This window comes from Stenotrophomonas sp. GD03794, assembly GCF_029842145.1.
Classification (GTDB): Bacteria; Pseudomonadota; Gammaproteobacteria; order Xanthomonadales; family Xanthomonadaceae; genus Stenotrophomonas; species Stenotrophomonas riyadhensis.
The window spans coordinates 72,503-95,556 of record NZ_JAOCFV010000010.1 but is presented as its reverse complement, the minus strand read 5'-3'; the positions used below and the strand labels follow the sequence as shown (position 1 = coordinate 95,556).

Sequence of the window (23,054 nt, the reverse complement as noted above, 5' to 3'; positions counted from 1 at the left end):
GGTCGTGCATCAGCGGCTCAGGTGCAGGAACTGCAGGTGCCGTTCGTACTGGCTGATGATGTCGTTGATGATCTGCTTGCGGCTGTAGCCGACCAGGTCGTAGTCCTGGCTGCCTTCGAACAGGTGCACTTCAGCGCGGTAGTAGCGCTGGTTGCGCAGCTGCTGTGCGGCGAACGACGGCGTCAGGTAGCCACTCAGGATCACCCGGTACAGGAAGTCCTGCTGCTCGCCGTGATTCACCGTCAACTCCATGTCGCCAGCCTCGAAGCGCGTCGCCACGTCCCAGCCCTGCCCGCGCAGCTGTTCGGCCACCGCTTCCATCGCCGGCTTCACCGTATCGTCCATGAAGCGGTAGACCTGGTCGCGCACCGGGAAGTGCATGGCCTGGCTCAGGCGCTGGCGCCAGCCCTGGTGGTGGCGGTCGTCACCGATCAGCGGCGAAGGCCGGTACTGCAGCGCGCGCTTGCGGTGCGATTCGTCACTGAAAGCGCGGGTCAGGCCCCACATCATCAGCAACAGCACCGCCGAGAACGGCAGCGAGGCCAGCACCACTGCCGATTTCAGCGCATCGATGCTGCCGGCCAGCAGCAACCCAGCGGTCAGCACCGCGATCACCGTGCCCCAGAACACGCGCAGCCAACGCGGACCATCATCCTCCGGCGCCCCGCCATGCGAGGACAACGTGGACAGCACCACCGCGCCGGAGTCAGCCGATGTCACGAAGAAAATGAAACTGACGAACACCGTCACCGCGATCACCGCCTTGCTCCACGGATACCCATCCAGCAGGGCATACAGCACGGTGGGTGGATCATCCACCGCCAGTTGCGCCAGTTGCTGCTGGCCATGGTGCAGCACCTGGTCCAGCGCGCTGTTGCCGAAGATCGACAGCCACGCCAGGGTGAAGCCGAGCGGGATCAGCAGCACGCCGAACACGAACTCGCGGATGGTGCGGCCACGCGAGATGCGCGCGATGAACAGGCCGACGAACGGCGCCCAGCCGATCCACCACGCCCAGTAGAACACCGTCCAGCCGCCCAGCCATTCGGGGCGGCCGCCATAGGCGTACACATCGAAACTCTTGCCGACCACGCTGCCCAGGTAGTCGCCCAGGTTCTGCATCAGCGTGCTGAACAGGTACTGCGTCGGCCCGGCAAACAGCATGAACAGCACCAGCGCGATCGCCAGCAGCATGTTGATGTTGGCCATCCAGCGCACGCCCTTCTCCACGCCTGAAACGGCCACGGCCACCGCCGCGCCCATCATGCTGACCACTAGGATGATCTGCACCAGGTTGGAGTGCGGGATGTTGAACAGGTGCGACAGGCCGGCGTTGAGGTGCAGCACGCCGAAGCCCATGTCGGCGCCGATGCCGAACACGGTGGCGACAATGCCCAGCGCGTCCACGGTGTAGCCGATCGGGCCATTGATGCGCTTGCCGATCAGCGGGTACAGCGCCGAACGCAGCGCCAGCGGCAGGTTGTGGCGATAGGCGAAGTAGGCCATCGCCATCGCCGCCAGCGCGAACACGCCCCACCCATGCAGGCCCCAGTGCAGGAACAGCAGCTGCATGGCCTGGCGCGCGCCGGCCTCGCCTGCGGCCGGATCGCCTTGTGGCGGCTGCAGGTAATGGGTCAGCGGTTCGGAGACGCAGAAGAAGAACAGGGTGATGCTGATGCCAGCGGCGAACAGCATGCCGGCCCAGGAAAGGTAGCTGAACTCCGGCTCGTCATGGTCGGCGCCGAGCTTGATGCCACCGTACTTGGACAGCGCCACGCCGACCACGAACACCAGGTACAGGGTCATCGCCAGCAGGTAGTACCAGCCGACATTGAGTGCGGCCCAGTCCTGCGCCTTGACCAGAAGGCGGCCCGCACCGAGCGGGAACAGGCTGACGAACAGCGCGAACGCCACGACAACGATCGCCGCGAAGGCGAACACAGGTCGAAGGGTGCGCACCGGGGATTGTTGCGGCTCCAGTACTTCCATGGGGCGGCGTTCTCCGGTAGATCAAAGGGTTAGCCGACCGATTCTGGCTGAACCGCAGTGGACAGAGCATGAAGTTGCGGCCTGTGGTCGCAGGCTCGACCCACCATTCCGTGTTATCACGCGCGCGCCGAAGCGTGCCTGCGAGCGCAGCCGCGCGCGGACCGCGTGCATCGCGGCCACGCGCGTACTGGCCAATCACGACATTACGTGCACCGCGCACAGCTTGTTGCCATCCGGGTCGCGCAGGTAGGCCAGGAACAGCTGGCGCCCGGCCATGGTGCGGATGCCGGCCGGGTCTTCGATGGCGGTGCCGCCATGGGCCACGCCCGCATCCTGCCAGCCACGCACGGCCTCGGCGCTGTCGAGGGTGAAACCAATCGTGCCGCCGTTGGCATGGCACGCCGGCTGCCCATCGATCGGTGCAGTGACGATGAACATGCGGCCGTCCTTGAAGTACACCAGCCGACCCTTGTCATCGAAGACACCCGGACGGGCGCCCAATGCGGTGAACAGGGCATCGTAGAAGCGATGCGCGACGTCCATATCGTTCGTTCCGACGGTGATGTGACTGAACATGCGGGCACTCCTTGTGGAAAGACCGCAGTGTCGGCGAGCCCGGCCGGCATCGCAAATGCACGCCTCCGGCCTGCTGCCACGTGCGCAGGGTTTGTCGTACACCGCTCGATCACCCTATAATGGGAATCATTCTCATTAATGATCGATGCCGATGGCCGTGCCCGCCGCCTCCAGCACCGCGCTGGCGGGGTTCTACCGCGAACACCATGGCTGGCTGCTGGGCTGGCTGCGCCGCCGCACCCACAACGCCGACTGCGCTGCCGACCTGACCCAGGACACCTTCCTGCGCCTGCTCAGCCGTCGCGTCGATCCGTCCGAACTGCGCCTGCCGCGCGCTTACCTCAGCACCATCGCGCACGCCCTGCTGGTCAACCACTGGCAGCGCGCGGACCTGGAGCGCGCCTACCTGGCCGCACTGGCTGCGCAACCGGAGCCGGTGCACCCGTCTGCGGAGGAACGCGCACAGGCACTGCAGCTGCTGCATGCCATCGCCGACATGTTGTCTGGCCTGGCCGAACGCCCACGCCGCGCGTTCCTGCTGGCACGACTGTCCGGATTGGGCTATGCGGAGATCGGCCAACAGCTGGGCGTGTCCGAGCGCATGGTCAAGAAGTACATGGCGCAGGCGATGCTGCATTGCCTGCGCCTGTCCGGCGATGCCACGGCATGAATGCCGCATTGGCCAGCCCGGCACTGGAGCAGGCGGCAGCGTGGTTCGCGCTGCGCCAACAGGGCTGGAGTGACGGCGACCAGCAGCGATGGCACGCATGGCTGCACGCCGATGCCCGTCATGCTGATGCGTGGCACCGGGTCGAGTCGGTCTGGCAGTCCTTTGCGCCCCTGTCGGCACCGGCTGCTGCCACGGCGCTGGATGCTGCCGGACGTCGCCGCCGCCGCGCGCTTCGCAGTCTCGGCGGCGCCCTCGGCATCGGTGCGGTTTCACTGCTGGGCCTGCACGGGCTGCGTGAACAACGCGGCCTGCAGACGCAGCGCACCGCTGCCGGCCATACCGGGCACTGGACGCTGATGGATGGCAGCCAGTTGTGGCTCAACGCGGACAGCGAAGTCACCATCGACATCGGCAGCGGCCGCCGCGCCCTGCATCTGCTGCGTGGCGAGCTGCTGCTGCAGACCGGCCATCACCCTGCGTTCGCCGGCCAGCCGTTGACCGTGCATGTGCCGGGCGCACGCCTGCAGCCGATCGGCACCCGCTTCGCCGTCGGTCGTGAGGCGCAGGACAGCCGGTTGGATGTATTCGAGGGCGCGGTGCGCTGCCTGCCGCTGTTCGGTGCGGCGCTGGATGTGGCTGCCGGTCGTGCGATGCAGATCGGCCCGATGGGCGGGCTCACAACGGTCGCTGCCGATCCTCTGCGCGGTGACTGGCAGGACGGACGTCTGCAGGTACAGGACACGCCTTTGATCCGTGTCATCGATGAGCTGGCCCGCCACCATCAGGGCTATCTGGGTTGTGATCCGGCGCTCGCCGCATTGAAAGTCACGGCGGTAATGCCACGCCTGGACAGCATCCAGGCGCTGCATCTGCTGGCCCGCGCCCTGCCGATCCGTGTCGAGCAGCGCTGGCCGTGGTGGACCGTCGTGCGTCCGCTTTGAAATCGCGGTTCCCTTTCTGTGCGCACACCGGGCCCTACAAGGGAACCCATTGCGGATGTTGCCGCCCCCATGAAACTGCCTTGCCCCTCCCCTCGCCCCCTGGCCATCGCGCTGTGCCTGGCCCTGGCCTCCCCGTGCCTGCTGCCGGCCGCCGCCCATGCACAGGACACTGCGGCCGCCATTCGCTGGCAGATCCCGGCTGGCGCGCTCGACCAGGCCCTGACCGCGTTCGGCCAGCAGTCGGGCCTGTCCATCGCTGCCGATGCGCGCCTGACCCGCGGCCGCCACAGCAGCGGTGTGCAGGCCACGCTCGGTACTGACGCCGCATTGGCGCAGCTGCTGGCCGGCACCGGCCTGGTCTTCCAGCGTGATGCCAGCGGCGTGGTGCTGCAGGCGGCACCTACCGCTGAAGCCGGGGTACGCCAGATCGGCACCCTGCGCGTGGCTGGCCAGGCCGGCGAAGGCGCTTCACCGTGGGGGCTGGCCGATGCGGACGCGGTCTACCGTGACAGCGGCTCCCGCGTGCACCTGGACCGCCAGCAGCTGGAACGCTTCCGCGGCCAGTCGATCGGCGACGTGCTGGCCGGTGCGGTGGGCGTGCACACCGCTGACGTCCGCAACGGCGGAGCGCTGGACGTCAACATCCGCGGCCTGCAGGGCCAGAACCGGGTGCCGGTGATCATCGACGGCGGCCAGCAGGCCATCGACGTGTATCGCGGCTATGCCGGCGTGCAGCAGCGCAGCTATCTCGACCCCGATCTGATCAGTGCGGTCAGCATCGAGAAGGGGCCGAGCCTGGCCGCCAATGCCGCCAGCGCGATCGGCGGCGTGGTCTACATGGAAACGCTGAACGTCGATGACATCCTCGATGATGGCCAGGCCTGGGGCCTGCGCGTACGCGGCGGCGTGGCCGACAACAGCATCGATCGCACCCGCACCTTCAAGCAGATCGCGCGTGGCAGCGATAACCGCAACAGCCTGCGCGACCCGCGTGACTGGAATGGCAGCGTGGCCTTCGCCCAGCGCGGCGAAGACTGGCAGCTGGTCGCGGCCTATGCGCGGCGCCGCCAGGGCAACTTCTTCGCCGGCAGCAACGGTGCGCATCGCTATGACAACCAGCACTTGTCCAGCGGCGGTACCGGCATGTCCAGCCAGGCGGTGTCCAAGCTCTTCCATCCGGGCGATGAAGTGCTCAACACACATACCGACAACGAATCCGCACTGCTTAAATTCACCTGGACGCCCAACCCGGACCAACGCCTGGAGCTGAGCCACCGCTACTTCAATTCGAGTTTCGGCGAGATCATGCCGTCGGCGATCGGCCGCGTGGGTGAGTCCAATGAATGGGTGACCTACGTGGACAAGGCCAACACCATGTTCCAGTTCGAGCCGGGAAAAATGCGGGTCAACGCCACCTCGCTGCGCCACCGCTACCGGCCCGAGGCACACCCGTGGCTGGACCTGAGCAGCACCCTGTGGTTCACCACCGCCACCAGCCGCATGTTCAACAGCAACATCGCCAACACGCCGCTGTTCAAGGACGTGCCCAACGACCAGATGCCGGATACGCTGGGCGAAACCTATGGCCCGGGCCTGCAGTCGGACGTGAAGACCCAGCGTTGGGGCGTGGACAGCAGCAACACCACGCGCTTCAGCAATGCTCTGGGCGACTGGACGCTGCGCTATGGCGCGTCCTTCCAGCACGAGGACACCGCGCCCAACTCACCGGTGCTGCCGGTGGATTTCAACAACAACCGCTACCTGCGCTCGGGCACGCGCCGCGAGGCCAGCGTCGTCGCCTCGCTGCAGTGGCAGCCGTGGGACTGGCTGTCGCTGACCGCCGGCGGCCGCTTCACCGACTACCGCACCCGCGACCGCAACCGCGTGGCCTTCGTCAGTGAATCGCGCGACCTGCGCTACACCTTCGCGCGCCTGAGCAAGGGCGGCCAGCTGCTGCCGGGCTGGTACAAGGAGTGGTACCCGGATGCCCAGGGCAATTACACCTATGACTCGCTGCGCGCCACGCCCTATGGCGACAGCACGCTGGGCCAGGCCTACGATTTCGACGGCTTCATTCCTGATCCGCGCGGCGCCAACGGTTTCTATACCAAGCAGATTCCCACCGCCTGGGGCTACAAGCCGGCGATCCGCCGTTCCGGCCACGGCTTCGCGCCGTATGCAGAGGCGCGCTTCAACCTCGATCAGGACATGTTCTTCTACGTGAAGTACGCGCAGGGCTGGAAGATGCCCAGCCTGTTCGAGTCGACGCTGGGCAACAGCACCTCGGCGCCGGTGGCCGACCTCAAGCCGGAGAAGAACCGCTCGTGGGACATCGGCTTCAGCCTGCTCAAGCAGGACCTGTGGCGCGACGGTGACCGCCTGGCGTTCAAGGTGGCCTGGTTCAAGAACGATATCGACAACGCCATCACCCGCCGCTTCGATTCCAACAACTGGGCGTTCTACGTCGACAACGTCGACAACTACACGGTGTCCGGCTACGAGCTGCAGTCCGGTTATGACGCCGGCATCGCCTACCTGGACCTGTCGGCCAGTTACTACCAGCGCGCGCGCACCTGCGACGCGGCCACCGCCAAGCGCCTGCGCGAAGACCCGTATGCGAAGTGGAGCAAGCTGGACACCACCCCGGACTGCGTGGACGGCGGCTTCGGCACCTCGTTCGTCAACGCACAGAACCCGCCGAAGTACTCGATCCACAGCACGTTGGGCTTCCGCCTGTTCGACAAGCGACTGGATACCGGCATCCGCCGCACCTACAACAGCGGCCCCACCCACGAACTGGACAAGCCCTGGAACACCACCGGCTCGACCGGCCTGCAGAACATCTACCTGCCCACCGCGATCTATGACTTCTACGCACGCTGGCAGTTCACCCCGCGCAGCGAAGTGGAGCTGGTGGTCAGCAACCTGCGCAACACCTACTACATGGACACGCTGGCAATGAGCCTGATGCCGGGCCCGGGCCGCACCACGCGACTGAACTTCACCGCACGCTTCTGAGTGCTGCAGAAACAGCAACGCCCCGGGCAGATCATCCCCGGGGCGCTTGCTTGCGGCGGCTCACGCTCTGGTACATCCCAGCACGGCGACTCAGCACTGGTAGATGCCAACCTTGGTTGGCACAGCAACTCAGCACTGGTAGGTGCCAACCTGGGTTGGCACAGCAACTCAGCACTGGTAGGTGCCAACCTGGGTTGGCACAGCAGCTCAGCACTGGTAGGTGCCAACCTTGGTTGGCACAGCGACGCGTTACTTCGCAGTACTCAGCAGCAGCACTGCAACAGTGACCAGACCGATGCCGACCCAGCCGATCGGACGCAGGCGGTTGCCGAACAGCAGGCGGCCGCAGGTGGCGGTGCCGATCACGCCGATCGCCCCCCACATCGCATAGGCGGTGGCCAGATCCATGTAACGCACGGCCTGTCCCAGCAGGGCGAAGGCGATCCAGACCATGACGATCGCGCCGACGCCCCAACGCCAGCGGCGGAAACCTTCCGACTTGGCCACCATCATGTTGGCGGCGACGTCGATCAAGGCCGAACAGATCACGAAAAACAGGGCCAGGGTATTCATCAGTGCGCCTCCCCGAGGGTGACGCAGACGATGCCGACCACCGCCAGCACCAGGCCGGCCAACTGCTGCAGCGACAGGCTTTCACCAAAGACGGTGAGGCCGACCACGGTCAGCAGGGTCAGGCCGAGGCCCTCCCACACTGCGTAGGCCACGCCGACGGCGATGCGGCGCACCGACTGCGCGAGGAAGAAGTAGGACAGCGCCAGCGCGCCGGCCATGATCAGGTAGCCGGTCCAACCGCCATCGCGGGCGGCATGGGCCATGAACGAGGTGCCGACCACTTCGGCAACGATCGCCACGGTCAGGCAGGCCCAGGCGACCAGCGCGCCACGGGCGGGAACAGTACGGGACATGTGAAGCTCCTTGCAGGGCGGGGACCACGCCGCCTCATCAATGGATCCACGCCGAGCGTGGAGGGTCCGGAACGCCCCGCAGACGGGGACGACGGAAGCCAGTATCATCGTCTTTTACGGTGGTATCAAAATGGATTCCATCGACAGGAGCGATGGATCAATGCCCTACTCCCCTGAATCCCTGCAGGCCTTCGTAGAAGCCGCGGCGCTGGGCTCGTTCTCGGCGGCGGCGCGACGCCTGCACAAGACCCAGTCGACGGTCAGCACCGCCATCGCCCACCTGGAGGCGGACCTCGGCGTCAGCCTGTTCAACCGCAGCGGCCGCTACCCGCAGCTGACCGAGGCCGGGCACCAGGTGCTCGGTCATGCCCAGGAAATCCTCGCCGCCGATACCCGCCTGCAGCAGTTGAGTGTGCGGCTGGCCGCCCCGGTCGAAGCGCGACTGACCGTGGCCTTCTCCGACGTCTATCAGCTCGATCCGGAGCAGCGCGTGTTGCAGCGCTTTGCCGAGGCGTTCCCGGAGATCGAGCTGGAATGGCTGGATGCCGAGGGCGAGGACGTGCTGGAACTGGTGAGCAACGGACGCGCCGCGCTCGGTCTGCTGCCACGGCAGGAGCACTATCCGGATGGGCTGGTGGCACGGCCGCTGGCGCATCACAGCGAACTGTCGGTGTACGTGGCGCGCGAACATCCACTGGCCAGTGCCGGTCGTCGCGCCGCCGCTCAACTGGCGCGGCACCGGCAGGTACGCTTGAGCGCCGAAGTCGACCAGGCGCGCGTGGTCACCGGCCTGGCCTGGACCGCCACCGACTACCTGATGGTGATGGAAATGGCCGAGGACGGCATCGGCTGGGCCGAACTGCCGCGGGCGCTGGTGCAGCGCTATGACCGCGGGCGGCTGGTGGAACTGGTACTGCCCGGCTGGCCACGGCGCATCCACAGCGACCTGCTGTGGCGCCGCGACACGCCTCCCGGACCGGCCGCACTATGGTGGGCCGACGCGTTGGGGTGAACCGAAAAAGGGGACGGAGGGGATTAAGTCGTTTATGCATAAACGACTTAATCCCCTCCGTCCCCTTTTTCAGTTGCCGGCCAGCGGCCGGCACTACCGGTCAACGATGGGCGAGCGCGTAATCCAGCGCCGAGCACACCGCCGCCACCTGTGCGTCGTTGCACTGCTCCGGGGTCGCGCGCGGGCTGTCCGGGTAGACTTCGGTGGTGGTGGTGTACTTCGCGCCGGTAATGCCGGCGCACAGGCCCAGCTTCACCAGCGGGTACTCGATCACACCATAGGCCACCACCGGCGAACCGATGATCTCGCCCTTGTCGTCGGCCGGCGCAATGTGGGTGACCTTTTCCACAGCGGCGATCACCGCCTGCTGGAAGGCCGCCTGCGGGGCCTCGCTGTCGTCCACCAGATAGAAGCCATCGGGAATCAGGCCTGGCTCGAACGGCTTGCCATCACGCGCCGCCAGCGCCGGGCGGAACTCGCTCTCGTCGCTGTCGGTGGTTTCGTGCAGGTCGATGTGCAGCACGAACTGGCCCTTGATCGGTGTGATCAGCTCGATCAACGCGGTCGACTCACGGGCCGGGCCATCGACGCGGAAGTTGCGGTTCGGGTCGATCGCATCGAAGTTCCAGCGGTTGATGCGCTCGAAGCCCCACGGATTCACGCACGGCGCCACCAGCAGGTTGGCCTTGCCGGCATAGTCGGCGGCGTGCTTTTCGAGGAACTCCAGCGCGCCCATCACGCCGCTGGTCTCGTAGCCGTGCACGCCACCGGTGACCAGCGCGGCCGGCAGCGCCGGGTTCCAGTCGCGGCTGCGCAGGGCGTACAGGGTGTAGGTCTCGCCCGCGTAATCGAGCTGGCCATAGGCCACCTTGTCAAAGCGCGATGCCAGCGCTTCGATGCGCGGCAGCACCTCCTCGTCGTAGCGACGCAGGCGCTGCTGGCGGCGACGCCACGCCTCCCGTTCCGCCGCTCCCCACGGCTGGCCAGGGGTTCCGACGGGGTAGAAGGCGGCTTGGGACATGGCAGATCTCAGCGAGTCAGGAAGCAATCGCCCACTCTACCACCGCGCCATCGGCATGACCCGGAGACGCATTCCATTGGCGAATGGAATCAGCAATAATTCTCATTTACGACCTTCCGCGACCTGCACCGATGCCCACCCACGCCCCGCAATCGGCCCGCCTGCCACTGGCCGCCGCCCTCGCCCTGTGCCTGCTCCCGGCTGCCAGCGCCTTCGCCCAGGACGGCGCCACCACGCTGGACAGCATCCAGGTCTCCGGCAGCTGGCTGGGCACCGGCCTGCACGACAGCGTGAAGAGCTTCGCTGGCGCGCGCACCGTGGTGGACCGTCAGCGCATCGAAGCCAGCGGCGCGGCCAGCATCGGCGATGCCATGCGCCGCATCCCCGGCGTGCAGGTCACCGACAACTCCGGTACCGCCGGCAGCTCGGTGTCGCTGAACATCGGCGTGCGCGGCCTGACCGGGCGCTACTCGCCGCGCTCGACCGTGCTGCTGGACGGCGTACCGCTGGCGGTGGCGCCGTATGGCCAGCCGCAGCTGTCGTTCGCACCGACCAGCCTGTCCAACATCGAATCGATCGATGTGGTGCGTGGCGGCGGCGCGGTGCGTTACGGGCCGCAGAACGTGGGCGGCATCATCAACTTCAGTACCCGCGCCATTCCCACCGGTGCCGGCCTGCACGGTGAGGCCGGCGTGCGCTACACCGCCTACGACCATGGCGGCGGAGACAGCACCCAGTACAACGCTTTCCTCGGCGGCACCGGCGACAACGGCCTGGGCGCGGCCCTGCTGTACTCCGGCCAGGACGGCCGCGGCTGGCGCCAGGGCAGCGATGACCGTTTCAACGACCTCGCGCTGAAGTTCGCCTACGCCATCGACGCGCAGCAGGAACTGCGCGCCAAGCTCTCCTACTACGATGTGCGCTCGCTGACGCCGGGCGGCCTGACCCGCGCCCAGTACGAGGCCGACCCGTTCCAGAACACCCGCCCCACCGACTTCTGGAAGGGCCACCGCACCGGCATCGACCTGGGCTACACCAACACCCTGTCGGCCAACAGCGAGTTCGAGGTGCTGGCCTATTACAACGAAAGCAGCCGTGCCAGCTCGCTGATCAACGCCGCCAATACCCAGCTGACCGTGCAGCCGCGCGACTACCGCGTGCTCGGCATCGAGCCGCGCTATACCCAGCGCCTGCACTGGGGCAGCACGGTGCATGACATCACCGCCGGCTACCGGTTCCTGCGCGAGCGCGGCAACGACCGCAGCTACACCGTCACCCGCCGCACCGGCGCGGCCAGCGCCACCACCCGCTTCGACAACGCCACCGACGCACACGCCTTCTACATCGACGACCGCATCGCGATCGGCCAGTGGCGGATCACCCCGGGCGTGCGCATGGAGTGGATCGACATGGACCGCCGCCAGGCGGGTGGCGCGGCGACCTTCAGCAGCCGCAACGACAAGGCGCTGCCCTCGCTCAACATCGCCTACCTGCTGACCCCGCAGCTGACCGTGTTCGGCAACTACACCACCTCGTTCGGGCCGGTGCAGAACATCCAGCTCAATTCGCAGACCGCCAGCAACCCGCTGAACCCGGAAGTGGCCAAGACCACCGAACTCGGCGCACGCTGGCAGGACGGTGCCCTGCGCGCGGAAGTGACCGTGTTCAAGATGCGCTTCGACAACCAGATCCTGCAGGTGCCGGGCATCACCCCGCCAACCTTCCAGAACATCGGCGCCACCGACCACAAGGGCGTGGAGAGCGCGCTGGAGTACCACTTCGCCGAGGACAGTGCGCTGGCCGGGCTGGAGCTGTACGCCAACTACACCTGGACCAAGGCGATCCAGCAATCCGGCGACAACCGTGGCCTGGATGTGCCGTTCTACTCGCGCGACACCGACAGCGTCGGCGCACGCTATGCACTGGCCGGCTGGACCTTCAATGTCTCCAGCACCCACCAGAGCGGCCAGTTCTCCGATGCGGCCAACACCTGGGCCGAGAGCGCCGATGCGCGCGTGGGCCGCGTGCCCGGCGTGCGCCTGTGGAATGCCCAGGTGGCCTGGCAGGTGCCGGGACTGGGTGACAGCGAGATCGCGCTGGGCGTGAACAACCTGGCCGACAAGCGCTGGTATACCCGCAACGTCGATGGCAACGCCGGCCGCATGGTGGCTGCCCCGCGCACCTTCTACGTGCAGGGCCGCTACCGCTTCTGACGCAGTAACCGCCCGATGCAGTGACGGCGGCGATCACGGTGGCGGCGTATCATGCCGCCACCATGTCATTGCCTGTTTCGCCATCGCGCCTGCATCTGGCCTTCCAGGGCCTGCGCCTGCGCCTGCGCGGCAGCGACCTGTGGTTCATCGCGCTTGCCCTGCTGGTCGGCCTGATCGCCGGCTACCTGACCCTGCTGCAGTCCGGCATCGCACGCCGGCTGCAGGGCACCCTGTACGGGCTGGACGACGGCATGCGCCTGAGTTCCCTGCCCTCGCTGACCTGGACCGCGCTGCTGGTGCTGCCACTGGGTGGCCTGCTGGTCGGCCTGGTCAGCCTGGCCGCGACCCGGCTCAAGCGGCCCCTGCTCGATGCGGTGGAAGCCAATGCCCTGCATGGCGGCCGCATGTCGATGCGCGACAACCTCATCGTGCTGACCCAGACCCTGCTGTCCAACGGCTGCGGCGCCTCGGTCGGGCTGGAGGCGTCGTATACGCAGATGGGCGCGGGCAGCGGCTCGCAACTGGGCCGGGTGATGCGCCTGCGCCGCAACGACGTGCGCATCCTGGTCGGCGCCGGTGCCGCCGGCGCCATCGCCGCCGCCTTCGGTGCACCGCTGGCTGGTGCGTTCTACGCCTTCGAGATCGTCATCGGCGCCTACACCCCGGCCGCGCTGGCCCCGGTGGCGGTCGCTGCATTGGCTGGCGCATTCGTCGCCGACCAGGCCGGCATCGAGGCCTACCTGCTGCCCGCCGCCTCGACGATTGATGTCCGCGCCGCCGACTACGCCATCTACGGGCTGCTGGGCTGCTGCTGCGCGATGGTCGGCATCACGGTGATGCGGCTGATCGCCTCGATCGAGGGCACGGTCAAGCGCAGCCCGTTGCCGTTGTGGGGCCGGCCGGTGGTGGGCGGCCTGCTGCTGATTCCGCTGGCACTGGCCAGCCCGCAGGTGCTGTCGTCCGGCCATGGCGCGCTGCACCTGGACCTGACCACGCATCTGCCACTGATCTGGATCGGCGGCCTGCTCACCCTGAAGTGCCTGGCCTCCGGCATCTCTCTCGGGTTTGGTTTCCGTGGCGGCCTGTTCTTCGCCTCGCTGTTCATGGGCACCCTGGTCGGCGCCTTGTTCGCCGGCCTGCTCGCCATGGCCACCGGCGTGCCGGTGATCGACGCCACCTCGGCCGCACTGGCCGGGATGGCAGCGCTGGCCGCCGCCGTGGTCGGTGCGCCAATGACCATGGCCATGCTGGTGCTGGAAGGCACCCACGACTTCCTGCTGACCAGCGTGGTGATGAGCGCGGTGCTGGTCTCCAGCACGCTGGTGCGGCAGTGGTTCGGCTATTCGTTCTCGACCTGGCGCATGCACCTGCGCGGCGAGACCATCAAGAGCGCCCGCGACGTGGGCTGGGTGCAGAACCTCAACGCCGGCCGGCTGATGCGCAAGGGCGTGGCCACCGCCCCGGCCGACCTCGACGCCGATGCCTTCCGCCAGCGCTTCCCACTGGGCTCGGGCAGCCGGGTGGTGCTGATCGACGGCGAAGGCCATTATGCCGGCATCGTGCAGATCCCGCGCGTCTACGGCGACGGCGTGAAGCCGGAGACCGCGATCGGCGAGCTGGCCGAGAACCGTGACGTGTCGCTGTCGCCGGCCGCAGACGTGGTCAGCGTGATGCAACGCTTCGACCAGACCCAGGCCGACGAACTGGCCGTGGTCGCCGCCGACGGCCAGGTGCTGGGCGTGGTCTCCGAAGCCTTCGTGCGCAAGCGCTACGCCGAGGAACTGGACAAGCGCCAGCGCGAACTGATGGGCGAGCGCGTCGAGGACACCGACTGACCCCGCAAAAAGGGGACGGAGGGGATTAAGTCGTTTCTGGCCCCCTCGAAATCCACGTATGGCGTGGATCTACTGTCACCTCGACCGGGTAGACTCCGGCCATGCGCTTCATTGAAACCTTCCAGGCCGGCCCCTTCGCCGACACCGTGGTCAGCCTGCTGGCCGCCTTCGTGCTCGGCACGCTGATCGGCGCCGAGCGCCAGTACCGGCAACGCACCGCCGGCCTGCGCACCAACGTGCTGGTGGCGGTCGGCGCCGCCGCCTTCGTCGACCTGGGCATGCGCATCGCCGGCAGTGCCGAGGCGGTGCGGGTGATCTCCTACGTGGTCTCCGGGGTCGGCTTCCTCGGCGCCGGCGTGATCATGAAGGAAGGCATGAACGTGCGCGGCCTGAACACCGCCGCCACCCTGTGGTGCTCGGCGGCGGTCGGCAGCTGTACCGGCGCGGACATGCTGGCCGAAGGCGTGCTGCTGACCGTGCTGATCATCGCTGGCAACACCCTGCTGCGGCCGCTGGTGAATGCGATCAACCGCATCCCGATCAACGAGGCCGCCACCGAAGCGACCTACGAAGTGCGCCTGAGCGTGGATGCCGAAGCCGTGCCGCGCGTGCGCGAGCGCCTGGTCGATGCGCTGGAGGCCGCGCAGTATCCGGTAGGCGACGTACAGGTGGTCGAGCATGCCGACGCGCCCACCGATGTGATCGCGGTGCTGGTCAGTACCGCCGTCAGTGCCGACGAGCTGGACGTGGTGCTGGCACGGATGGAACACGTGCCGGGCGTGCTGCATGCCACCTGGGAAGTCAGCACCCGCGACTGATTCATCCACGCAGGGCGTGGACCTACCGAGGTCGCGGCGCAGCAGATCCACGCCATGCGTGGATGCTCGTCTCTCACCCACCCGCCATGCGCTGCTGTGCCCGCAGCAACTTGCGGAATGAACCGCACTGCCGCGCGTCCTGCGCTTCCGGGCAGGCCGCCGCACGTTGCAGGTGCCGGCGTACCCGCTGCAGCTGGCTGATCTGTTGCTGCAGCACATCAGCCTGCGCCAGCAGGGCCTCCCGGTCCAGCGTGAGGCATCCGCGCTGCGGCGGCAGCGATGCTCCAATCTGCTGCAGCGACAGCCCGGCCGCCTGGCCGAGACCGATCAGTGCCAGCCGTTCCAGCACCTGCTCGTCATACTGCCGACGCAGACCGCGACGGCCCAGGGCCTGCAACAAGCCCAATTGTTCGTAGTAGCGCAGGGTCGAGGCCGGCACGCCACTGCGCTTGACCACCTCGCCGATATCCAGTTCACGCACGGGCTTGACCTCAAGTGACCTTCAAGCGCCAACCTATGGGCAACTACCCGGCAGGACAAGGCCATGACCAGTACATCCCCCGTTGATCAGCATGCGCTCTGGAATGGCCCAGGCGGCCAGATCTGGGTCGCACAGCAGGCCATTCTCGACGGCCTGTTCCAGCCCATGGCCGACCTGCTGGTGGCCGAACTTCCGGATACCGTCACGCAACTGCTCGACATCGGCTGCGGTACCGGGGCCAGCCTGCTGGCCGCGGCCGCTGCGCGCCCGGCGGCACACTGCACCGGCCTGGACATCTCCGCGCCGATGCTGGCGCTGGCCCGCCAGCGCGCCGGAGCGGCAGGACTGGACGCGGACTTCATCGTGGCCGATGCGCAGCAGCGTCCGCTGCCCTCCGCGCACTTCGACTGGATCCAGTCGCGGCTGGGCGTGATGTTCTTCGAAGATACCGAGGCCGCCTTCGCCAACCTGCACCACGCCGCAACGCCAGGCGCGGGCCTGCGTTTCATCGCCTGGCGCAGTGCCGACGAGAACCCGTTCATGACCACGGCCGAACGCGCTATTGGTGATGAACTCGAGCTACCACCCCGTGCGCCTGGCGCACCGGGCCAGTTCGCCTTTGCCGATGGCAAGCGCGTGCAGCGCCTGTTGCAGGCCGCCGGCTGGAAGGACGTCGAAGTGGTTGCGGTCGACCTGCCCTGTTCGATCGCCCGCGACGAGCTGCCAACCTATGTCGGCCAACTTGGCCCGCTGGGACTGGCGCTGCGCAATCTGCCCGAAGACCGCGCCACCTCGCTCCGGAACAAGGCTGTGGCGGCATTCACCCCGTTCATCGAGGGCGACCGTGTACGCGTGGATGCGGCGTGCTGGCTGGTCCGCGCCCGCGCCTGATACAAAAAAAGGGACGGAGGGGATTAAGTCGTTTCCGGCACTGCCGGGGCAAGAACGACTTAATCCCCTCCGTCCCCTTTTTCTTCTACAGCGCCTCGCCAGCGTCGGCCAGACGCGACTCGATCAGCGCATACCACTGCTGGAGCACGTCGATCAGCATGTCCAGTTCGGCGTCGGTGCGCTGTGCGCGGCCACTGCGCAGGCAGGCCTGGGCCTCCTGCAGCTGGGCCAGGAACCCGGCCACGGTATCGGCCTGCAGGATCAGCCCCGGCAGGCGCCGCCCGGGAATGCGTACCACGGCATGATTGCCGAGCTGGCCGTACACACTCAGTGTGGTTTCCGTCTTCATGGAAAGAGGCAGGAATTGGGCATTCATCGCGTGCACCATGGAAAACCTGAGCCGCCGGCAGGTGTGGTCAACGGGGGAGACGTAACCACGTCCTGCCGACGGTCAGGGGGGACTCGGGATGCCGGAGCGATGCCCCGGCGCAGGAAACTCAGCGTGGCTGCGCCACCCCGGCGATCTGCACCCGCCGGTTCGGTGCCAGGCAGGCGATCAGCTCGCGACGGTTGCGCTGCTCGCACTGCACGATCGGCTCGGCCGCGCCGCGTCCTTCGGCACTGATGCTGGCTGCAGGCACGCCGCCCTGTACCAGCGCGCTGCGCACGGCGTCGGCGCGACGCCGCGACAGCGTCTGGTTGTAACTGGCACTACCGATCCGATCGGTGTAGCCGGTCACCCGGATCGACTGTACCTGCGCGGCTTCGCGTACCTGCGCCAGGATGCCCTGCACCGCCTGCTGACCTTCAGCGCTGAGCACCGCGCTGTCGAAACCGAACAACGCATCGGCGGACAGGCGCAACGGCTGCTCCGGCAGCGGTGCCGGTGCCGGTGGCGGTGGCGCCGGAGGCCGCGGCGGGTCCAGCACCGCCGCACATGATTCAGGCTTCCAGTAGCCGCCCTGGGCGATGCCCTTGCTGTCGAATCGCACCTGGAACTGGCAGGTGAAGTATTCGGCCCCCTGTGCGGTGCGGAAGTTGAACAGGTAGTTCCACTCACGCACGCCCCACATGCCTTCATTGAAATGCGGCGTGCCCAGCAGCGTGTACAACTGCCGCTTGGTCATGCCCGGCGCGAAGCGGCGCAGGTCGGCGACGTCGGGATAGATGCCTTCCTTCAGCGAGGCCTTCGAGGCCTCCGGGAAGTGCACGGCGGTGGCTTCGGCAGGAACGTCGGCGGCCGGCGCATGGCTGCGGCAGGCGGCCAGCAGGCCCATCCCCAGGATCAGGCCCAGCATGGCGGCCATCTGGCCGCTGCGGGCGATGCGATGCTGTTTCATGTCATTCCCCCTATGGACGTTTGCGCGGTGCCGGGCCGCGCGTGCGGCCCGGCAACAGCGATCACCACTGGATGCCGGCACCGACGGCCACACCGGCCTCGCCACGGCTGTTGGTCGACCCGCTGAACTTGTAGATCCAGCGGCCTCCCTCGGAGACGCCGGAGATGCCCACCGCCACGCCCGACTCGCCGTTGTAGCTGCCGGCCGCGATCGAGGCCATGCTGCGGCCGGCCTCGCTGGGCTGCGGCAGCGCCGCGGTAGCCATCGCCGAAGCGATACCGGCCGAAGCACGGTTGTCGGTCTTGCGCAGGTCGCGCTCGAAGCCGCCCATGCGCTCGTCGGTGTAGGCCTTCGACCAGTCCAGGGTCTGCGCCATGCCCGACTTCAGCTGGTCGACGTTGACTGCATCGGTACCGGCGGTGCCGGCGGCGACGTTGCGCACCGTGGTCGGGCCACTGCTGGTGCTGCCCAGGGTGACGCTGTTGTAGTTGGTCGCGCCGTTCACCGTGGTGTCGTAGCGGATCGTGCCCTGCTGCGAAGCCTGCAGCTGGCGCACGTTGACCGCATCGGTGGCCTGCGAACCGTCGGCCACGTTGACCACCTGGCGTTCGGCACCGGCGGCACCGACCGAGACCGTGTTGGCCCGGTTCGCCACCGAACCCGCACCCAGCGCCACCGAGTTGTCGGCCTGCGCCTGCGAACCATTGCCCAGCGCGGTCGAGTTGGCACCGGCGGCGGTAGAGCCTGCGCCACCGGCGGCCGAGTTGGCGCCGCTGGCGGACGGATCGGCCAGGTTGTTGGTGTTGTTGGCACGGAAGCTGCCGGCCACGTTGGTGATGTTCTGGATCTTCTGGTCGGTGTACTTCTTCGACTCGTCGATGGCGTAGTTCACGCCGTTCTTCAGCTGGCCGACGTTGGTCGCGTCGTACGTATCAGAGCCATCGGCAACATGGGTGATCTTGCGCTCGCCGCCGGTGCTGCCGACCGAAACTTCACCGGCCGAGTTGCTGGCGCCGGTCTGGCCGTACGCGCCGGTGTAGCCACTCTGTGCACCGACGCTGGCGACAGAACCGGCACCCAGGGCGACGCTGTTGCCGGCACTGGCGCTGGCACCGTTGCCGACCGCCACGCTGTTGGCACCGGCCGCACTGGCTTGCGGGCCGACCGCTACCGCTTCCGCACCCGCCGCCGTAGCGGCCGCTGCCGTCGAGTTCACCGCCAGGTAGGCACTGCCACCGCCGCCGTTGGTGATGCGCTGGTTGAGGACCTTCAGCGAGCCGTCCACCGCAGTGAAGGCGGCGGTGACATTGTTGTAGTCGCCGCTGGTGAAGGTGCCATCGGTGGCGATGCTGGAGATGCTGAACTTCGGCGCGGTCCACACGTTGGTGGTGCCGTTGTACGCGGTGGTGCCACCGAAGTAGTTGGCAATGGTGCTGTTCGTGCTGAACAGCTGGTCGCCGGTGATGGCATCGCTGCTGCCAGCCAGGATGCTGCCGGCGGCGACGTTGGTGATCTTCACCGCACCAGTGCCGGTGCCCTTGAGCGTCACGCTGTTGAGTACGTTGCCAGCGCCATCGACGTCGTACTTCACCGCAAGCTTGTCGACCTCGCCGGTCTGGTCGGCAACGTTGGCCAGCGAATTGCTGACCGCATCGAAGGCGGTACCGACGTCGTTGTAGCTGCCCTTGGTCACGGTGCCGTTGGCGGCGACGTTGTTGATCGAGTAGGTCGGTGCGGTCAGCACGCCGCTGGCGTTGACCGCCGCGCCACCACCGAGGTGGGTGGCCACGGCCTGGTTGGCCGCAAACAGCTGGGCACCGTTGATGGCCTCGCTGCTGGTGGCACTGACCTGGCCCGGGCCGAGGTTGCGCAGCGTGGTGGCGGTGCCGCTCTGGCCCAGCGTGGCACTGGCGTAGTTGACGCTGCCGTCGCCGTTGAGGTCATAGCGCAGGGCACCCTGCTCCGACGCCTGCAGCTGGCCGACGTTGACCGCATCGGTGGCGGCGGTACCCGCGGCCATGTTGGTGACCTGGCGTTCGGCACCGGCCGCACCGATGGACACGCTGTTGGCACGGTCGGCCAGGCTGCCGGCACCCACCGCGATGCTGTTCGCGGCGGTGGCGCGGGCATTGGTGCCGACCGCGATCGAATCGGTGCCACTGGCCAGGGCTTCGGTGCCGGTCGAGTTCACCCGCAGGTACTTGGTGCCACCGTTGCGGATATCGGTGATCTGCGTATTGAGGTTGACCAGCGAGCCGTCGACCGCCGCGAACGCATCGGTGGCGTTGGTATACAAGCCCTTGGCAATGGCGCCACCGGTGGAGATGGTGCTGATCTCGAACAGCGGCGCGGTGAAGGCGCCACTGGCCGGATCAAACGCTGCACGGCCGCCAAAGAAGCTGGCGATGGCGGCGTTGGTCGCGGCCAGCTGGCCGCCGTTGACCGCCTCCAGGCTGCCGGCGGTGACCGCGCCGCCGGCCAGGTTGCCGATGGTGGTGGTGCCGGTGCCCGCGCCAAGCGTGACACGACGGTAGTTCGGGTTGCCGCCAGCATCCAGGTCGTAGGTCACGGCGGCATCGGCCACGCCGTTGATCAGGCTGATCGCGCCCTTCAACTGCGCCACGTTGACTGCATCCGTGTTGACACTGCCGGCCGCGACGTTGGTGATCTGGCGCTCGCCGCCACCGGCGGTGCCCACCGACACTTCACCGGCCGAGACCTGCGGTGCGGTCAGCCCATAGGCGGTGTAGCTGGCCTGGGCCCCGCGCAGCGCAGCGGAGCGATAGCCCAGCGCGACCGAGTTGGCCTGGTTCGAGGTGGCCTCGGCACCGAGCAGGGTCTGCCCGTTGGCCGTACCCACCGCGCTGTCGCCGACGATCACCGAATGGCCCATGCGTGCGGCGTAGTCCGCGGTCGGCACGCCGGTCGGGTTGCTCGGGTCATTGGTGCCTGCACCCGGGAAGGCCACGTTGGCATCGACCTTCGGCAGTTCGTGCCGTGCATTGGCACCGATCACCACTTCCTTCGAACCGTTGGCGAAAGCACCGTCGCCCATCAGCACCTGGTAGTCCTGCGCTGCGTTGACGGCCCAGCAGGAAATGTCGGCCAGGGCGATGTCCAGGCACTTGGCCGCCCACGCCGGCGAGTCCTTCGGCAGCAGCAGGCCGAGCAGTCCACCCGGGTTGCCGTTGTTGATGTTGTAGATGTAGCTGTCGGAGGTGACACCACCGATCAGGGTCAGGTGCGAGCTGCCGCCAGTGACGGCACCGCCCAGGCCATTGAGCGTGCTGCCGACCGGCGACAGGTTCACCACCGGCAGGCCCAGCACGTTGACCGTCGAATAGGTCTGCATCACGTTGGCGTTGCTGAGCTTGAGATTGCCGTTGCTCAGGTAGCCGTTGCCGCCGAACAGGCTGGTGGTGGTCGGCCCGATCAGCTGGCCGACGTTGCCGACCAGCCCGCCGGTGCCGATGATCAGGCCCGCATTCGGATCAGCCGGAGCCGGCGCCTTCGGGCTGGTCGGTGGAATCGCCGAGGGCTTGGTCAGGCCGAGGCCGCTCAGCGTACCTCCGACCAGGCCGCCTACGGCACTGCCGAGATTGCCGATGGTGCCGTTGAGATTGCCGTTGAGCAGGTTGCCCACGGCGCTGCCCACGCTGCCAAGCGTGTTGCCCAGCAGGCCACCCAGGCCCCCGCTGCTGCCGCCGGTAGCGCCATTGAGCACCCCGCCAACGGTGCTGCCCACCGCGCCCACCGTGTTGTTGAGCGTGCCGCCAACCGCGCTGCCGACGTTGCCGACCGTGCCGTTCAGTGCACCACCGACCGCACCGCCAACGGCACCGGCAGTGCCAACTGCGCCGTTGAGCGTGCCGCCCACTGCGCTGCCGACTGCACCAACGGTTCCGTTCAGCGCGCCGCCCACCGTACCGCCGACGTTGCCGACCGTGCCGTTCAGTGCACCACCCACCGCACTGCCAACGGCACCGACAGTGCCAACCGCACCGTTGAGCGTGCCACCTACCGCGCTGCCCACCGTGCCAACGGTGCCGTTGAGTGCACCGCCCACCGCGCTGCCAACCGTGCCGACGGTGCCATTCAGCGCGCCGCCGACTGCACTGCCAGCGGCGCCAACGACGCCGCCCACCAGGCCACCGACACCCAGCGCACTGTTCTGTGCCGCCACGGTAGCCTGGCCCGCAAGCTTGAGGTTGCGGTCGGCCACCACCTCCTGGCCGTCCGGTGCCTGTACGCGTACCTTGCCGGCCACGCCGGCATCGAAGGCGGCGGTGATCGCACGATCGTGGGTCTCACCCGGCAGTTCTTCCTTGGCCGGCAACGTGACCGCCGCCGTTGCCCTGGCCTGGCCCTGGCCATCGATCTGGTGGCCCGCCACCTTCAACTGCGAATCAAGCGTGCCGTCAACCGAGGCCTTCAGGCCAGACACGGAGCCGGCGGATGCGCCGCTGATGGCGGCCGCCGCCTTGGCCCCGGCATCGATCGAAGCCACCTGGCTGCCGGCGACACCGACATGGGCTTTCGCCCTCGCATCCGCAGCGACAGCGAGCGGCGCATGCGCGGACGGCGCAACCTGTGCCGCCAGCGATGCATCAACCTTCGCGCCATTGGCAGCCGCGCGACCCAACCCCACATTGGCACGGACATCGGCCCCCAGCGCCGGAACGGCGACCTGCTTCGGCGCGGCGTTCGCACCCAGCTTCACCTGCACCGTGGCCGGCAGCACGTCGCGCACCACGGGCAACGCGTTCGTGCTCAGCTGCAGGCCGACACGCGCATCAGCGCTGATTGCCGGGGTGCTCTGCGCCTGGCGCGAGGCGGCGGCCAACGCCACTTCGGCATCGACCTTGACCGGCATCGGCTGCGCGTACTTGGCTGCGAGCGCCTGCAGGTCACGCAGCGATTGATTGGATTCGGATGCTCCCGCATGCCCGCTGGCCAGCACGCACAACAGGGCCAGGGCCAGAGCGGTGGGCATCAGCAGGGCACTGCGCGGATCGCGGGCAGCGCTGCCGCCGCTATCGCCGGTAGCCAGTTCCGAGGCCACAACCAGAGCATTGAGCTGGCGGTTCCATACACGCCGGTAGATGCGGTTCATGAGCATTTCCCCCGTAGGCGAACAACTGGAATGTCAGTGGACTTGCCGTTAGGCAGGTGACTGACATTTCAGCGTTTGCAACGGCGGCTGCGCACTTCATTCCGGCACGGCAATCGCGCATTCCGGCAAATCCACGGTCGGAATCGGCAGCCGGTTATGCAGAAGCGGCAACCATATCGGCAAGCGGATATGCAATTCCGGCAGGAACTG

The 23,054-nt window shown here is 67.6% G+C and carries 17 protein-coding genes; 8 read left to right on the top strand and 9 right to left on the bottom strand.

Annotated elements, in window-relative coordinates; all coding sequences use genetic code 11:
* Window positions 1-9 precede the first annotated feature (9 nt).
* Both betT and N5D91_RS08135 read right to left on the bottom strand, forming a co-directional pair.
* On the bottom strand, window positions 10-1,989 hold the full coding sequence (gene betT / locus N5D91_RS08140; protein WP_180854457.1) for a choline BCCT transporter BetT: 1,980 nt from the start codon (window positions 1,987-1,989) through the stop codon (window positions 10-12).
* A gap of 195 nt (window positions 1,990-2,184) precedes the next feature.
* A complete protein-coding gene (locus N5D91_RS08135; protein ID WP_106468284.1) occupies window positions 2,185-2,565 on the bottom strand; it encodes a VOC family protein in 381 nt (126 codons plus the stop codon).
* A gap of 151 nt (window positions 2,566-2,716) precedes the next feature.
* Between N5D91_RS08135 and N5D91_RS08130 the strand changes: the two genes are divergently transcribed.
* The 3 genes from N5D91_RS08130 (at window position 2,717) to N5D91_RS08120 (ending at window position 7,194) form a co-directional block, all read left to right on the top strand.
* Window positions 2,717-3,235, top strand: a complete 519-nt coding sequence (locus N5D91_RS08130) for a sigma-70 family RNA polymerase sigma factor (protein WP_110712581.1) — start codon at window positions 2,717-2,719, stop codon at window positions 3,233-3,235.
* Complete coding sequence (locus N5D91_RS08125; RefSeq protein ID WP_180854458.1) at window positions 3,232-4,176, top strand: FecR domain-containing protein; 945 nt, start codon at window positions 3,232-3,234, stop codon at window positions 4,174-4,176. The genes N5D91_RS08130 and N5D91_RS08125 overlap by 4 nt, the downstream gene beginning before the upstream one ends.
* Window positions 4,177-4,245: 69 nt before the next feature.
* Entirely contained in the window at window positions 4,246-7,194 is a 2,949-nt protein-coding gene (locus N5D91_RS08120) for a TonB-dependent receptor (protein WP_180854459.1), read from the top strand.
* Window positions 7,195-7,443: 249 nt separating this feature from the next.
* On the opposite strand, the gene N5D91_RS08115 is transcribed toward N5D91_RS08120, so the two are convergent.
* Together N5D91_RS08115 and N5D91_RS08110 are read right to left on the bottom strand one after the other, a co-directional pair.
* Window positions 7,444-7,767, bottom strand: coding sequence for an SMR family transporter (locus N5D91_RS08115; protein WP_110712584.1), 324 nt, complete (start codon window positions 7,765-7,767; stop codon window positions 7,444-7,446).
* On the bottom strand, window positions 7,767-8,120 hold the full coding sequence (locus tag N5D91_RS08110) for an SMR family transporter (protein WP_010485170.1): 354 nt from the start codon (window positions 8,118-8,120) through the stop codon (window positions 7,767-7,769). The genes N5D91_RS08115 and N5D91_RS08110 overlap by 1 nt, the downstream gene beginning before the upstream one ends.
* A gap of 160 nt (window positions 8,121-8,280) precedes the next feature.
* On the opposite strand from N5D91_RS08110, the gene N5D91_RS08105 reads away from it, so the two are divergent.
* Window positions 8,281-9,132 carry a LysR family transcriptional regulator gene (locus N5D91_RS08105; protein WP_180846325.1) on the top strand — a complete coding sequence of 284 codons (852 nt, stop codon included), beginning with the start codon at window positions 8,281-8,283 and terminating at the stop codon, window positions 9,130-9,132.
* Window positions 9,133-9,232: 100 nt separating this feature from the next.
* Here the strand turns inward: N5D91_RS08105 and N5D91_RS08100 are convergent, their stop codons facing one another.
* On the bottom strand, window positions 9,233-10,153 hold the full coding sequence (locus N5D91_RS08100) for a M14 family metallocarboxypeptidase (RefSeq protein WP_180854460.1): 921 nt from the start codon (window positions 10,151-10,153) through the stop codon (window positions 9,233-9,235).
* A gap of 131 nt (window positions 10,154-10,284) precedes the next feature.
* Here N5D91_RS08100 and N5D91_RS08095 point away from each other — a divergent pair, with 131 nt between their 5' ends.
* The 3 genes from N5D91_RS08095 (at window position 10,285) to N5D91_RS08085 (ending at window position 15,019) form a co-directional block, all read left to right on the top strand.
* Window positions 10,285-12,366: a TonB-dependent siderophore receptor gene (locus tag N5D91_RS08095; RefSeq protein WP_180854461.1), complete on the top strand. Its 2,082-nt coding sequence runs from the start codon at window positions 10,285-10,287 to the stop codon at window positions 12,364-12,366.
* 62 nt (window positions 12,367-12,428) lie between these two features.
* A complete protein-coding gene (locus tag N5D91_RS08090) occupies window positions 12,429-14,201 on the top strand; it encodes a chloride channel protein (RefSeq protein WP_219635017.1) in 1,773 nt (590 codons plus the stop codon).
* Between the two features lie 101 nt (window positions 14,202-14,302).
* On the top strand, window positions 14,303-15,019 hold the full coding sequence (locus tag N5D91_RS08085; RefSeq protein WP_005409984.1) for an MgtC/SapB family protein: 717 nt from the start codon (window positions 14,303-14,305) through the stop codon (window positions 15,017-15,019).
* Window positions 15,020-15,092: 73 nt separating this feature from the next.
* Here N5D91_RS08085 and N5D91_RS08080 read toward each other — a convergent pair whose 3' ends face one another.
* Window positions 15,093-15,500 (bottom strand): MerR family transcriptional regulator, encoded by a 408-nt coding sequence (locus N5D91_RS08080; RefSeq protein WP_110712590.1) that lies wholly within the window; start codon window positions 15,498-15,500, stop codon window positions 15,093-15,095.
* Between the two features lie 63 nt (window positions 15,501-15,563).
* On the opposite strand from N5D91_RS08080, the gene N5D91_RS08075 reads away from it, so the two are divergent.
* Complete coding sequence (locus N5D91_RS08075) at window positions 15,564-16,391, top strand: class I SAM-dependent methyltransferase (RefSeq protein ID WP_180854463.1); 828 nt, start codon at window positions 15,564-15,566, stop codon at window positions 16,389-16,391.
* A gap of 85 nt (window positions 16,392-16,476) precedes the next feature.
* Here the strand turns inward: N5D91_RS08075 and N5D91_RS08070 are convergent, their stop codons facing one another.
* The 3 genes from N5D91_RS08070 to N5D91_RS08060 form a co-directional block, all read right to left on the bottom strand.
* Window positions 16,477-16,767 (bottom strand): hypothetical protein, encoded by a 291-nt coding sequence (locus tag N5D91_RS08070; RefSeq protein ID WP_019659952.1) that lies wholly within the window; start codon window positions 16,765-16,767, stop codon window positions 16,477-16,479.
* Between the two features lie 121 nt (window positions 16,768-16,888).
* Window positions 16,889-17,731: an OmpA family protein gene (locus tag N5D91_RS08065; protein ID WP_180854464.1), complete on the bottom strand. Its 843-nt coding sequence runs from the start codon at window positions 17,729-17,731 to the stop codon at window positions 16,889-16,891.
* Between the two features lie 61 nt (window positions 17,732-17,792).
* On the bottom strand, window positions 17,793-22,844 hold the full coding sequence (locus tag N5D91_RS08060) for a YadA-like family protein (protein WP_180854465.1): 5,052 nt from the start codon (window positions 22,842-22,844) through the stop codon (window positions 17,793-17,795).
* Window positions 22,845-23,054: the final 210 nt, after the last annotated feature.

Excerpts from the sequence above, each read along its gene's own strand:
- betT (WP_180854457.1), bottom strand. The coding sequence starts at position 1,989 with ATGGAAGTACTGGAGCCGCAACAATCCCCGGTGCGCACCCTTCGACCT.
- N5D91_RS08135 (WP_106468284.1), bottom strand. The coding sequence starts at position 2,565 with ATGTTCAGTCACATCACCGTCGGAACGAACGATATGGACGTCGCGCAT.
- N5D91_RS08130 (WP_110712581.1), top strand. The coding sequence starts at position 2,717 with ATGGCCGTGCCCGCCGCCTCCAGCACCGCGCTGGCGGGGTTCTACCGC.
- N5D91_RS08125 (WP_180854458.1), top strand. The coding sequence starts at position 3,232 with ATGAATGCCGCATTGGCCAGCCCGGCACTGGAGCAGGCGGCAGCGTGG.
- N5D91_RS08120 (WP_180854459.1), top strand. The coding sequence starts at position 4,246 with ATGAAACTGCCTTGCCCCTCCCCTCGCCCCCTGGCCATCGCGCTGTGC.
- N5D91_RS08115 (WP_110712584.1), bottom strand. The coding sequence starts at position 7,767 with ATGAATACCCTGGCCCTGTTTTTCGTGATCTGTTCGGCCTTGATCGAC.
- N5D91_RS08110 (WP_010485170.1), bottom strand. The coding sequence starts at position 8,120 with ATGTCCCGTACTGTTCCCGCCCGTGGCGCGCTGGTCGCCTGGGCCTGC.
- N5D91_RS08105 (WP_180846325.1), top strand. The coding sequence starts at position 8,281 with ATGCCCTACTCCCCTGAATCCCTGCAGGCCTTCGTAGAAGCCGCGGCG.
- N5D91_RS08100 (WP_180854460.1), bottom strand. The coding sequence starts at position 10,153 with ATGTCCCAAGCCGCCTTCTACCCCGTCGGAACCCCTGGCCAGCCGTGG.
- N5D91_RS08095 (WP_180854461.1), top strand. The coding sequence starts at position 10,285 with ATGCCCACCCACGCCCCGCAATCGGCCCGCCTGCCACTGGCCGCCGCC.
- N5D91_RS08090 (WP_219635017.1), top strand. The coding sequence starts at position 12,429 with ATGTCATTGCCTGTTTCGCCATCGCGCCTGCATCTGGCCTTCCAGGGC.
- N5D91_RS08085 (WP_005409984.1), top strand. The coding sequence starts at position 14,303 with ATGCGCTTCATTGAAACCTTCCAGGCCGGCCCCTTCGCCGACACCGTG.
- N5D91_RS08075 (WP_180854463.1), top strand. The coding sequence starts at position 15,564 with ATGACCAGTACATCCCCCGTTGATCAGCATGCGCTCTGGAATGGCCCA.
- N5D91_RS08070 (WP_019659952.1), bottom strand. The coding sequence starts at position 16,767 with ATGAATGCCCAATTCCTGCCTCTTTCCATGAAGACGGAAACCACACTG.
- N5D91_RS08065 (WP_180854464.1), bottom strand. The coding sequence starts at position 17,731 with ATGAAACAGCATCGCATCGCCCGCAGCGGCCAGATGGCCGCCATGCTG.
- N5D91_RS08060 (WP_180854465.1), bottom strand. The coding sequence starts at position 22,844 with ATGAACCGCATCTACCGGCGTGTATGGAACCGCCAGCTCAATGCTCTG.